The organism is Pseudomonas sp. TMB3-21, assembly GCF_054898145.1.
The window spans coordinates 2,140,722-2,153,723 of sequence record NZ_CM142718.1; the positions used below are offsets into that span (position 1 = coordinate 2,140,722).

The 13,002-nt window shown below is 60.5% G+C and carries 11 protein-coding genes; 10 read left to right on the plus strand and 1 reads right to left on the minus strand.

The features are described 5' to 3' along the window. The first annotated feature begins 44 nt into the window (after positions 1-44). Genes ACYZTS_RS09840 through ACYZTS_RS09850 form a run of 3 tightly spaced genes read left to right on the plus strand, consistent with a single transcriptional unit; the run spans position 45 to position 2,501 of the window. The gene (locus ACYZTS_RS09840) at positions 45-1,064 is read left to right on the plus strand and encodes an aminoglycoside phosphotransferase family protein (RefSeq protein ID WP_028621501.1); all 1,020 of its coding nucleotides are present in this window, start codon (positions 45-47) and stop codon (positions 1,062-1,064) included. Then, entirely contained in the window at positions 1,061-1,732 is a 672-nt protein-coding gene (murU, locus tag ACYZTS_RS09845; protein ID WP_461995621.1) for an N-acetylmuramate alpha-1-phosphate uridylyltransferase MurU, read from the plus strand. The genes ACYZTS_RS09840 and murU overlap by 4 nt, the downstream gene beginning before the upstream one ends. Position 1,733: 1 nt before the next feature. After that, on the plus strand, positions 1,734-2,501 hold the full coding sequence (locus tag ACYZTS_RS09850) for a TerB family tellurite resistance protein (protein ID WP_461995623.1): 768 nt from the start codon (positions 1,734-1,736) through the stop codon (positions 2,499-2,501). Positions 2,502-2,685: 184 nt separating this feature from the next. Here the strand turns inward: ACYZTS_RS09850 and ACYZTS_RS09855 are convergent, their stop codons facing one another. Beyond that, a complete protein-coding gene (locus ACYZTS_RS09855; protein WP_461995624.1) occupies positions 2,686-3,678 on the minus strand; it encodes an alpha/beta hydrolase family protein in 993 nt (330 codons plus the stop codon). A 73-nt stretch (positions 3,679-3,751) separates the two neighbouring features. Between ACYZTS_RS09855 and ACYZTS_RS09860 the strand changes: the two genes are divergently transcribed. The 7 genes from ACYZTS_RS09860 (at position 3,752) to ACYZTS_RS09890 (ending at position 12,983) form a co-directional block, all read left to right on the plus strand. Beyond that, the gene (locus tag ACYZTS_RS09860; RefSeq protein WP_461995625.1) at positions 3,752-6,148 is read left to right on the plus strand and encodes a PAS domain-containing sensor histidine kinase; all 2,397 of its coding nucleotides are present in this window, start codon (positions 3,752-3,754) and stop codon (positions 6,146-6,148) included. A gap of 111 nt (positions 6,149-6,259) precedes the next feature. After that, a complete protein-coding gene (locus ACYZTS_RS09865; RefSeq protein WP_003210977.1) occupies positions 6,260-6,889 on the plus strand; it encodes a response regulator in 630 nt (209 codons plus the stop codon). A gap of 344 nt (positions 6,890-7,233) precedes the next feature. Then, positions 7,234-8,358, plus strand: coding sequence for an ABC transporter ATP-binding protein (locus tag ACYZTS_RS09870; protein WP_461995627.1), 1,125 nt, complete (start codon positions 7,234-7,236; stop codon positions 8,356-8,358). 45 nt (positions 8,359-8,403) lie between these two features. After that, positions 8,404-9,447: an ABC transporter substrate-binding protein gene (locus tag ACYZTS_RS09875; protein WP_028621496.1), complete on the plus strand. Its 1,044-nt coding sequence runs from the start codon at positions 8,404-8,406 to the stop codon at positions 9,445-9,447. Positions 9,448-9,619: 172 nt separating this feature from the next. Next, a complete protein-coding gene (locus tag ACYZTS_RS09880) occupies positions 9,620-10,867 on the plus strand; it encodes an ABC transporter permease (protein WP_028621495.1) in 1,248 nt (415 codons plus the stop codon). Positions 10,868-10,879: 12 nt separating this feature from the next. After that, the gene (locus ACYZTS_RS09885; protein ID WP_028621494.1) at positions 10,880-11,704 is read left to right on the plus strand and encodes an ABC transporter permease; all 825 of its coding nucleotides are present in this window, start codon (positions 10,880-10,882) and stop codon (positions 11,702-11,704) included. Between the two features lie 130 nt (positions 11,705-11,834). Next, positions 11,835-12,983, plus strand: coding sequence for an iron-containing alcohol dehydrogenase (locus ACYZTS_RS09890; protein WP_028621493.1), 1,149 nt, complete (start codon positions 11,835-11,837; stop codon positions 12,981-12,983). The last annotated feature ends 19 nt before the right edge of the window (positions 12,984-13,002 follow it).

The window sequence follows — 13,002 nt, forward strand, 5'->3', positions numbered from 1 at the left end:
AAGCATGACCCGCTTGACGGCTAGCGCCGTCGGAGACCCTTGCAATGCCTGACCAAGATGTACGTTTGCAACACCTGAAAGTTTGGCTCGATGAGCAGTTGGCAATCCTCTTTACAGATCAGGATTGGGGCCCCGTCCCCCCAGCCACGTTGACTGCGGCCAGCAGTGACGCGAGCTTCCGGCGCTATTTTCGCTGGGAGGGCGAGGGCCGTAGTTTCGTCGTGATGGATGCTCCGCCACCGCAGGAAAACTGCAAACCGTTCGTGGATATCGCTTTTTTGCTGGCGAAATCCGGAATAAATGTGCCGAAAATTTACGCCGAGGACCTCGAACGAGGATTTCTTTTGCTCAATGACCTGGGCAACAAAACCTATCTGGACGTGATCGACAGCGAAAATGCCGACCATTTGTTCCAGGATGCCTTGCAGGCGCTGTTGGCTTTTCAACAACTACCGATGGTTGCGCCATTGCCAAGCTACGACGTTGCTTTGCTGCGCCGCGAGCTGGAATTGTTTCCCGAGTGGTACGTGAAGCGCGAGCTGGGCGTTGAATTTGACGCAGCGCAGCAATCCCTCTGGCAACGGGCCAGCGACCTGTTGATCGACAGTGCCCTGGCTCAGCCGAAGGTGCTGGTCCATCGCGACTATATGCCACGCAACCTGATGCTCAGCGAGCCGAACCCGGGTGTGCTGGATTTCCAGGACGCCGTTTACGGTCCGGTGACCTACGACGTGACGTGTCTGTTCAAGGACGCGTTTCTCAGCTGGCCGGAGGAGCGTGTGCTTGGTTGGCTGGAAAATTACTGGCAGCAAGCCGGGGCACTCGGCATCCCGGTTCAGCCGGACCTACAGGATTTCCTCCGTGCGAGCGATCTGATGGGGGTGCAGCGCCACCTGAAAGTCATCGGCATTTTCGCGCGTATCTGTCACCGCGACGGCAAGCCACGTTATCTGGCCGACGTGCCGCGGTTCTTTGCTTATATAGAAGCGGTGGTGGCCCGTCGTCCTGAACTGGCGGAATTGGCTGAGTTGCTTGATAGCCTGCGCGCCGGAGCTCAAGCATGAAGGCGATGATTCTGGCCGCAGGCAAAGGCGAGCGCATGCGCCCGCTGACGCTGACCACGCCAAAGCCGCTGGTTCGCGCGGGCGGGGTACCGTTGATCGAGTACCACCTGAAAGCCCTCGCTGCGGCCGGCTTTAACGAGATCGTGATCAACCACGCATGGCTCGGTCAGCAGATCGAAAACTACCTGGGTGACGGTTCACAGTACGGCGTGCGAATCCAGTACTCGCCTGAAGGGGAGCCGTTGGAAACCGGCGGCGGTATTTTTCGCGCCCTGCCTTTGCTGGGCGATGACGCGTTCCTGGTAGTCAACGGTGATATATGGACCGATTACGACTTCAGCGGGCTGCATCAGCCAATCGCCGGGCTGGCCCATCTGGTGCTGGCCGCTAACCCGGCGCATCACCCGGCGGGCGATTTCACCCTGGTCGATGGGCAGGTGCGCGACGCTCAGCCGTCAGCACCCACCCTCACGTACAGCGGCATCGCCATATTGCACCCGCAGTTGTTTGACGGTTGTTCCGCCGGTGCATTCAAGCTGGCGCCACTGCTGCGCACCGCCATGGCTGAAGGACAGGTCACCGGTGAGCGGCTTCACGGGCATTGGGTTGATGTCGGCACTCACGAACGTCTCGCAGAAGTTGAAGCCTTGATAGAAGCGAGTCGCTGAGATGCTGTGGCCAGGGACTCTGATTGGAGCCGGACTGGGGTATGTCATCGCCAGTATTCCGGGGGCCATGCTTGGCGCTTTACTGGGACAGGCGCTGGACCGGCGCCTGCAACTGCAAAGTTGGGGGCATTTGCGAGAAAGGCTCGGCGGTCGGCCGATGCTGCGCAACGATGAACTGCTGTTCGTGCTGCTGGGACGACTCGCCAAGTGCGATGGGCGGGTAGTGGACGGGCACATTCAGCAGGCGCGTCAGGAGATGCGCTCGCTGGAGATGACCGAGTCGGCGCAACGCCGTGCGATTACGGCGTTTAATCGTGGCAAGACCGGGCACGATCGCTTGAGCGGGTATTTGCGTCGCATGAGGACGCAACCGCATGCCGCCGAGGGCGTGTTGCGCGCCTGCTGGCGGATGGTCTGGGCCGACGGTCGTGCCGGTGTGGGTGAAGTTGAACTGGTGCGCCAATGGGGCAAGTGGCTGGGCTGGACCCGGCAGCAGGTGCAGGCGCTGGCGGAGGACTACGAACCGCAGAAACGCCCGCTGGTGATCAGTGCGGTGACGTATCAGGATGCCATGCGTTTGCTCGGCGTCACCGCCACCACGGAACCGGCGCAGATCAAGCGCGCTTATCGACGTCTGCTCAGTCGTCATCATCCGGACAAGATCGCCGGCAGCGGCGCGACGGCGAAGCAGGTGCGTGAGGCGACGGACAAGACGCGCGAGTTGCATACGGCATATACGTTGATTCGGGAGCGGCGGGATTTTCGCTAAAGATCAAGGAATGCGGCGTGGCCAACGCCGCCATCGCTAGCAGGCTAGCTCCCACATGGATTCGCGTTTGACACAACATCGAAGAACGCTGACGACCCTGTGGGAGCTAGCCTGCTAGCGATGGCGGTGGCTCAGCCAACCATCATGTTTGATGTGTTTCCGTTAGCGCTAGCAGGCTCGCTTATCAATTAGCCGCTGGCTTCGGATTCAACCAGCCACGCACCCGACGAACCAGTTGCTCCTGCTCAGCCTTTGCATCCCCCGGCAACGCCTTGAGCGAAACCTGGCTGTAAGCAACGGTCTTCAGGCGTTTGCTCGCTTGCAGCCGCTCCAGCGCCAGGCTGCGATCCAGCGGTTTGTCCTTGTAGAAGATATCCACAGTCGGCAGCTTCAGGGTCGGCGTCAGTTCCACCAGCGGCGGTTTCGCCGCTGTCGGTGTCTGCGCGGCGACCATGGTGAACTTCTCGATCTGCGGTGGCTGTCTTTCGTTCAGGAAACGCGCCGCCCAGTAAGCGCCGGTCCCGTGGCCCAGCAGCACAATGCTGCGAACACTTTGTTGCTCGGCGTAGGCAATCGCTGCATCGATGCGTGCGAATATTCGCTCGGCATCGGCTTTCGATTGATCCTCACCGGTTTCGGCAACAGCCTTGTCGACGATTTCCGCCTCGCCCCCGGCTGCCTGTTCGATCGGCGCCGCAGTCGTCGAGTCCTTGCTGCCGACGTCGGGTGCCTTGATGGTTGGCGGCACCTCGACCACTCGCGGTGCAATGACATCGCTTTGCATGTCGGGCAGGGTGATACTCAGGCTGCTCCATTTTGCGTCCGGCAGCTTCTGCCGCAATGGACCCACAACCTGCGGCCAGTCAACCGTTTCGCCAGCGCCCGGGACAATGATCACCGCACCTTTGGGTTCGCCAGTGTTGGCCGGTTTCCACAAGGCCAGAAAAGTATCGTTGCCGGCCTGCAGCTGTTGTTGTTCCTGTGCGGGAATTTTTCGCTCAAGCGCTGCCGCTTCTTCCTGACTACGCTCCGGCAACGGCTGACGCTCAGGCGGTTTTTCGCCGACAGGTTGTTCTACGGCAGCCGGCGCTGTTTCAGCGGCGGCGATGGAAAACGCGCAAGGCAGGAGCAACGACAGGCACAATGCTGGCAGTGCCAGGCGGTAGACAGGGGGCATCGGATATTCCAGGCCAGAAGTTATTCCGGCAGCCTAATAGGTTGATCAGTGTTTGTCAGTGTATGAGACTTCGATGATGCGTTTTCGCTGCCTGTGGGTTATCGGCTGTTTGTTGTTTCCCTTGACGGGCTGGGCGGCGTCCGCGCCACCGACTCATGTCGCGCAACTGACGGCGAGCCAGCAACAGTGGCTGACGCAGCGCGATCAATTGCGCGTCGGCGTTGTCCTGCAAGTGCCTTACGCCCAATACGACCGTCGCCTGCAGCGACTGTCCGGGGTCAACGTCGAACTGATGAAGTGGCTGGCCCAGGCACTCAAGGTCGAGTTGAGCTGGCGCAACTTTCCCGATCTCGCACAACTGGAGGCAGCGGCTCGCGATGGCGAGATCGACCTCGCGCCCGGCTTGACCCAAACCCCCGCAGGCCTGCGCCTGTGGCAATTCTCCGACCCGTACATGCGCGTGCCGCAACTGGTGGTCAGCGATCGAAAAGGCAGCGGCGCGGTCGAGCTGGAAAAACTCGACAGCCAGACCCGAGTCGCCGTGCGCATGCCCAGCGCCACCGCCGATTACTTGCGCAGCAATTATCCGCACCTGAATCTGCAAGGCGTGCCGATCGAGCGTCAGGCCTTGCAATTGTTGCTGAGTCAGCAGGCCAGCTACGCCGTGGTCGACGAAGCGCAATTAGGGCGCCTGTCGGTCGAGCCGGAGTTTGCCGGGCTGGTGGTCGTCGGTGACATCGGTTTGCCGCAATTGCTGCGTGTAGCGACGCGCCGGGACTGGCCGGAACTCGCCGCTATCGTTGAAAGCGCGCTGCGGGCGGTTCCGGCCAAGGACCTGGAACAGCTGCACAATCAATGGCTGAAACCCAAATACCCGCGGCTGACCGACTCGCCGGGTTTCTGGCAAAACCTGTGTCTGCTGTTAGCGGTTTTGATGTTGAGCAGCATGGCGATCGTGTTCTGGCAGCGCCGCCAGCAACACAGTCTGGAACAACGACTACTGACGGCGCGCGCGGACATTGCCCTACGCGCTGCCAGCGAAGAAGCACTGCGGCTCACCCAGTTTTCCATCGATCAAAGCACGGTTGGCATTCTCTGGGTCAACTGGGACAGCCATGTTCGCTACGCCAATCGCGCCGCCGAAACGATGCTGGGTTATCCGCCCGGCGGCATCATCGACCGGCCGCTGATCGATTTTGAACCCGGTCTGCACATGGACCGCTGGCTCAACCTGTGGAAACGCGCGCGGGCCAGCGAAGAAGGCCCGCCAAGTTTCGAAACTAACTGCCTGCGCGCGGACGGCAGCGTTTTGCCAACCGATGTGTCACTGAGCTTTTTGCGCTTCCGCGACGGCGAATACCTGGTGGTTTACCTTAACGACGTCACCGAGCGCCGCCGCGCACTGGCGGCCTTGCAGGAAAGCGAGGCGCGGCTGCAGGGTATCGCCGCCAATGTTCCGGGACTGGTCTTTCGCCTGGAGCGCGCGCCGGTGACAGGACAGATCGACTTTGCCTACATCAGTGAGGGCAGCGAGAGCCTCGTGGGTTACTCGCCGGCCACCCTGGCCCATCGCGACAAAGGCCTGCGCAGCCTGGTGCATCCGGACGACAAGGCCAGTTATCACCAGACTCAGGACCACGCACTGGATACCGACAGTGACTGGTCATGGCAAGGTCGGATCGTGACGCGTCAGGGCGAACAACGCTGGGCCGAGATCAAGGCGATTACCCGCCGGCTCGAAGACGGCGCCTATGTCTGGGACGGCATTGTCTGGGACATCAGCGAAAGCAAACGTATTGAACTGGAACTGGCCAGCTCCCGCGAGCAACTGCGCGAGCTGTCGGCTCATCTGGAAAGCGTGCGCGAAGAGGAAAAGGCGCGCATTGCCCGCGAAGTGCATGACGAATTGGGGCAGATGTTGACGGTGTTGAAACTGGAAACGTCCATGTGCGAATTGGCTTACGCACAACTTGACCCCGGACTGAACGAACGTTTGAACAGCATGAAGCGCTTGATCGCTCAGTTGTTTCAGCTGGTACGCGATGTGGCCACCGCGCTGCGACCGCCGATCCTCGATGCAGGTATCGCCTCGGCCATCGAATGGCAGGCCCGTCGTTTTGAGGCGCGCACGCAGATTCCATGTCTGGTGCAAGTGCCGGAGAATTTGCCGGTGCTCAGCGATGCCAAGGCTGTGGGCCTGTTTCGCATCCTTCAGGAAGCGCTCACCAATGTCATGCGACATGCCCAGGCGCATACTGTCGAACTGACGTTGACGCTGGAAGGCGACGAGTTGTGCCTGACGGTGAGTGATGATGGCGTAGGATTTGTGCCGGCAGCGGGCAGGCCAACATCCTTCGGGGTGGTGGGAATGCGTGAGCGGGTGCTGATCATGGGCGGGCAGATGGTGCTGGAGAGCGAGCCGGGGGAGGGCACGACGTTGAGCGTGCGGGTGCCGGTGGATGAAGCCTGATGCATTTGTGTTGTTTCTACTGACGCTTTCGCGAGCAGGCTCGCTCCCACAGGTGCTCTGTACTTGTGGGAGCGAGCCTGCTCGCGATAGATCCTGAATCTGGAGAAGAACGTGATCCGTGTACTGGTAGCCGAAGATCACACCATCGTTCGCGAAGGCATCAAGCAATTGATCGGCCTCGCCAAGGATTTGCTGGTAGTGGGAGAGGCGAGCAACGGGGAGCAACTGCTCGAAACCTTGCGGCATGTTCCCTGCGAAGTGGTGTTGCTGGACATTTCGATGCCGGGCGTGAATGGCCTGGAGGCGATCCCGCGCATTCGCGCGTTGAACAATCCGCCGGCGATCCTGGTGTTGTCGATGCACGACGAAGCGCAGATGGCCGCCCGGGCGTTGAAAGTCGGCGCGGCGGGTTATGCGACCAAGGACAGCGATCCGGCCCTGTTGCTGACGGCGATTCGCAAGGTTGCTGCGGGTGGGCGCTACATCGACCCGGACCTGGCCGATCGCATGGTCTTCGAAGTCGGTCTGACCGATTCGCGGCCGTTGCATTCGTTACTGTCGGAACGGGAGTTCTCGGTGTTCGAACGCCTGGCCCAGGGCGCCAACGTCAATGACATCGCCCAGCAACTGGCGTTGAGCAGCAAAACCATCAGCACCCACAAGGCGCGGCTGATGCAAAAGCTCAACATCACCTCGCTGGCCGAGCTGGTGAAATACGCGATGGAGCACAAACTGCTTTAAAGGACGCCGCAATCAAAACTGTAGGAGTGAGCCTGCTCGCGATGGCTGTGGATCAGTCGCTAAAGTGCTGACTGACTGAATGCCATCGCGAGCAGGCTCACTCCCACTGGTTCAGTGTTGGCATATCTATTTGCGACACCCCGTAAACCTGCTTTTGCCTCTACTTGCCGCTTGCGGCTTGAAACCTGACGCTGCGTTTGCCAAAACGCGCCATCTCTGTAGGGCAATCCCTACCCCCAACCTTCCATCCGGCTGAGGCGATTCTCTCCTGCGCCCCGATTTGCGTGCTCTCCAGCGTCCACTAGGCTTAATCCACAGCAGTCATCAATAACAAAGGTGTGGGTATGAGCCAGGTCGATTCAAGCGCAGGGGCCAGTGACATTCTGGTCAGCTTTCGTGGAGTGCAGAAGAGCTACGACGGCGAGAACCTGATCGTCAAAGACCTCAACCTGGATATTCGCAAAGGTGAATTTCTGACGCTGCTCGGGCCGTCCGGCTCCGGCAAGACCACCAGCCTGATGATGCTCGCCGGTTTCGAAACCCCCACCGCCGGCGAAATTCTCCTGGCCGGGCGTTCCATCAACAACGTGCCGCCGCACAAGCGCGACATCGGCATGGTGTTCCAGAACTACGCGTTGTTCCCGCACATGACGGTGGCCGAGAACCTGGCCTTCCCGCTGACCGTGCGCGGTCTGAACAAAAGCGATGTCAGCGACAAGGTGAAAAAAGTCCTGAGCATGGTTCAGCTAGACACCTTCGCCCAGCGTTATCCGGCGCAATTGTCCGGCGGCCAGCAACAGCGCGTGGCCCTGGCCCGGGCACTGGTGTTCGAGCCGCAACTGGTGCTGATGGACGAACCGCTCGGTGCACTCGACAAGCAACTGCGTGAACACATGCAGATGGAAATCAAACACCTGCACCAGCGCCTCGGCGTGACCGTGGTCTACGTGACCCACGATCAGGGTGAAGCGCTGACCATGTCTGACCGCGTCGCCGTATTTCATCAAGGTGAAATCCAGCAGATCGCTCCGCCGCGCAGCCTTTACGAAGAACCGAAAAACACCTTCGTTGCCAACTTCATCGGCGAGAACAACCGTCTCAACGGCCGCTTGCACAGCCACTCGGGCGACCGTTGCGTGGTCGAGCTCGCGCGCGGTGAAAAGGTTGAAGCGCTGGCCGTCAACGTCGGCCGGACCGGCGAGCCCGTCACGCTGTCGATTCGCCCGGAACGCATCAGCCTCAACGGCTCGAGCGAATCCTGCGTCAACCGCTTCTCAGGGAGGGTGGCGGAATTCATCTATCTGGGCGATCACGTCCGGGTTCGCCTGGAAGTCTGCGGCAAGACCGACTTTTTTGTGAAACAGCCGATTGCCGAGCTCGATCCCGGGCTGGCCGTCGGCGACGTGGTACCGCTTGGCTGGCAGGTCGAACACGTTCGCGCTCTCGACCCGCTTTTAGAGGCGAATTAATCGCCCCCCTGCTTCAACCAACCCTGCACGTGGAGAGAACAATAAATGTTGAGATCCCTGAAATTCACCGCCCTGGTTGTCGGCATGATCGGCGCGGCACACGCAATGGCGGCGGGCCCGGACCTGACTGTGGTGTCCTTTGGTGGGGCGAACAAGGCAGCGCAGGTCAAAGCCTTCTACGCACCGTGGGAAGCGGCGGGCAACGGCAAAATCGTCGCCGGTGAATACAACGGTGAGATGGCCAAGGTCAAAGCCATGGTCGACACCAAGAGTGTTTCCTGGGACCTGGTGGAAGTTGAATCGCCAGAACTGTCCCGTGGTTGCGACGAAGACATGTTCGAGCAACTCGACCCGGCACTGTTCGGCAAGACTGAAGATTACGTCAAAGGCGCCATTCAGCCGTGCGGCGTGGGTTTCTTCGTCTGGTCGACCGTGCTGGCCTATAACGCCGACAAGCTGAAAACCGCACCGACCAGTTGGGCCGATTTCTGGGACACCAAGCAATTCCCGGGCAAGCGCGGCCTGCGTAAAGGCGCCAAGTACACCCTGGAATTCGCCTTGATGGCCGACGGCGTCGCGCCCAAAGACGTCTACAAAGTGCTGGCCGGCAAAGACGGTCAGGATCGCGCGTTCAAGAAACTCGATGAACTCAAGCCGAGCATCCAGTGGTGGGAAGCCGGCGCGCAACCGCCGCAGTACCTCGCCTCCGGCGACGTGGTCATGAGCTCGGCCTACAACGGCCGAATCGCTGCCGTGCAGAAAGAAAGCAACCTGAAAGTGGTATGGAACGGCGGAATCTACGACTTCGACGCGTGGGCAATCCCTCGTGGCCTGGACCCTAAGCGCGCAGAAGCGGCGAAGAAATTCATCGCCTTCTCGGTGCAGCCGCAGCAGCAGAAGACCTACTCGGAAAACATTGCTTACGGTCCGGCCAATACCCAGGCCGTACCGCTGCTGAACAAAGACGTCTTGAAAGACATGCCGACCACCCCGGAAAACATCGCCAATCAGGTGCAGATCGACGTCAGCTTCTGGGCTGACAACGGCGAGCAACTGGAGCAGCGCTTCAATTCCTGGGCTGCGAAGTAACCACAACCCACTGTGGGAGCGAGCCTGCTCGCGAAGAGGGCATCACATTCAACATTTATGTTGATTGATCCACCGCTTTCGCGAGCAGGCTCGCTCCCACAGGTTGTGGTGTTTCAACACAACAGAGGCGGTACGCCGCCTCTGTAACGATCAAAGATTTCCGGAGTACGCCATGGCCACCGCCATTCCCGTGAACGCGGGCACTGATCCCACCTTGAAGCAGCGGCTCAAGCATGCCGAGCGGATCAATCGCTGGAAGGCTCAAGCCTTGATTGCGCCACTGGTGATTTTCCTGCTGCTGGTGTTCCTGGTGCCGATCGTGGCGCTGCTCTACAAAAGCGTTGGTAACCCGGAAGTGGTCGGCGGCATGCCGCGCACCGTGGCGGCCATCGCCAGTTGGGACGGCCGTGGCCTGCCCGCAGAGCCGGTTTACAAAGCGGCCAGCGAAGACCTCGCCGAAGCGCGAAAAAATCAAACCCTGGGCGATCTGTCCAAGCGCTTGAACATGGAACTGGCCGGCTATCGCAGCCTGCTGACCAAAACCGCCCGTGCCTTGCCGTTCGCCACCGAGCCGTCCTCCTATAAAGAAGCACTGGAAAGTCTCGACGAGCGTTGGGGCGACCCGGCCTATTGGCAAGCGGTGCGTCGCAACACCAGCAGCATCACCCCTTATTACTTGCTGGCGTCGGTTGATCACCGTATCGACGACCTCGGCGAAGTCGCCCCGGCCACGCCGGATCAGGCGATTTACTTGGATATCTTCGCCCGCACGTTCTGGATGGGTTTCGTCATTACCGCGATCTGCCTGGTGCTGGCATATCCGTTGGCGTACCTGCTGGCCAACCTGCCGTCGCGGCAAAGCAACCTGCTGATGATTCTGGTCCTGCTGCCATTCTGGACCTCGATTCTGGTGCGCGTCGCCGCGTGGATCGTGTTGCTGCAATCGGGTGGCCTGATCAACAGTGGCCTGATGGCATTGGGCATCATCGATAAGCCGCTGGAGCTGGTGTTCAACCGCACCGGGGTTTACATCTCGATGGTGCATATCCTGCTGCCGTTCATGATTCTACCCATCTACAGCGTGATGAAAGGCATCTCGCCGACTTACATGCGCGCGGCGATCTCCCTCGGCTGCCACCCGTTCGCCAGTTTCTGGCGGGTGTACTTCCCGCAGACCTACGCCGGTGTTGGCGCCGGTTGCCTGTTGGTCTTCATCCTCGCCATCGGCTACTACATCACCCCGGCATTGCTGGGTAGCCCGAACGATCAAATGGTCAGCTACTTCGTCGCCTTCTACACCAACACCAGCATCAACTGGGGTATGGCGACCGCGCTCGGTGGGTTGTTGCTGTTGGCGACCGTGGTGCTTTATTTGATCTACAGCTGGCTGGTGGGCGCCAGTCGTCTGCGCCTGAGCTAAGGGAGAATCGAAATGCTGAATCCTTATATGTCGCCCATCGAACGGGTGTGGTTCTACAGCTTGCGGATTCTCTGCGGCTTGATTCTGCTGTTCCTGATTCTGCCGGTGCTGGTGATCATCCCGCTGTCGTTCAACTCCGGCAGTTTCCTGGTGTACCCGCTGCAAGGTTTTTCGCTGCAGTGGTACCAGGATTTCTTCGCCTCGGCGGAATGGATGCGCGCGCTGAGGAACAGCGTCATTGTCGCCCCGGCGGCGACGGTGCTGGCGATGATCTTCGGCACGCTGGCGGCCATCGGCCTGACCCGTGGCGATTTCCCGGGCAAGGCCTTGGTCATGGCGCTGGTGATTTCGCCGATGGTGGTGCCGGTGGTGATCATCGGGGTGGCGAGTTATCTGTTTTTTGCACCGCTGGGTCTGGGCAACAGTTTCTTCTCGCTGATCGTGGTGCATGCGGTGTTGGGTGTGCCGTTCGTGATTATCACGGTGTCGGCGACGTTGCAGGGGTTCAACCATAACCTGGTGCGGGCGGCAGCCAGTCTCGGTGCTTCGCCGTTGACCGCGTTCCGCCGCGTGACCTTGCCGCTGATCGCGCCGGGTGTCATCTCGGGGGCGCTGTTCGCCTTTGCGACGTCGTTCGATGAAGTGGTGGTGACGCTGTTCCTCGCAGGTCCCGAGCAAGCGACGTTGCCGCGGCAGATGTTCAGCGGTATCCGCGAAAACCTCAGCCCGACCATTGCCGCGGCTGCGACGCTGCTGATCGCTTTTTCGGTGGTCCTGCTGCTGACCCTGGAATGGTTGCGCGGCCGCAGCGAAAAACTGCGCACCGCCCAGGTCTGAAGCTATTACTCGATCCATTGTGGGAGCGGGTGTTGGCTGCCAACAGTCATTCACCCCCTGAATACAAGACAACCCGAAATCCCCAGCTACTATTGTGCCCAGCTCCCCTATCTATAAGAGGCTGCGCACCATGAGTCTTTCCTCTTTCAAAATCGCTCACAAACTGATCACCGGCGCCGCTGCCATCGAGCAACTCGCTGCTGAACTCACTCGCCTCGACGTCGACAATCCGCTGATCGTCACCGATGCCGCACTGGTGAAATCCGGCACGGTCGAGCTGGCGCTGGCGCAGTTGGGTGGACGCAGCTACGAAATCTTCGACCGCGTCCTGCCTGACCCGGAAATCGCCATTGTCGAAGATTGCATGCGCGCTTACCGCGACGGCGGGCATGACGGTTTGATCGGGCTGGGCGGCGGCAGTGCGATCGACATCGCAAAAAGTGTCGCGGCGTACGCCGGTTACCACGGCGCGCTGGAGGACTTGTTCGGCGTCGACCAGGTGCCGCGCAAAGGCCCGCCGCTGATCGCCATCCCGACCACCGCCGGCACCGGTTCGGAAGTCACCAACGTGGCGATCCTCTCCGACAAGGTCGCGCAGTTGAAGAAAGGCATCGTCAGCGACTACCTGCTGCCGGACGTTGCACTGGTCAGCCCGCAAATGACCCTGACTTGTCCGCGCAGTGTCACGGCGGCGAGTGGCGTCGACGCGTTGGTGCACGCCATCGAATCGTATCTGTCGGTCAACGCCTCGCCGATCACTGACGCGCTGGCCATCGGCGCCATCAAACTGATCGCCAATGCGCTGCCCAAGGCCTATGCCAATCCTTCCCACCTGCAAGCGCGCGAAGACATGGCCACCGCGAGCCTGATGGCCGGCATGGCGTTCGGCAATGCCGGGGTCGGCGCGGTGCATGCATTGGCGTACCCATTGGGCGGGCGCTTCAACATTGCCCACGGCGTCAGCAACGCGCTGTTGCTGCCCTACGTGATGACCTGGAACAAAATGGCCTGCGTCGAACGCATGCAGGACATTGCCGAAGCGATGGGCGTGAAGACCGCGCATCTGAGCGCCAACGAAGCGGCCGACAAAGCCGTCGAAGCGATGACCGCACTCTGCGCCGCCGTGGAAATCCCGCGCGGCCTGCGCAGTTTCAACGTGCCCGAAGAAGCGATCCCGGCCATGGCAGCAGAGGCGGCGGGAATCGAGCGCCTGATGCGCAACAATCCACGCAAATTGAGCGCCGCGGATATCGAGAAGATCTACCGGGCTGCGTACTAGAACAGCCCAATCATCTTAG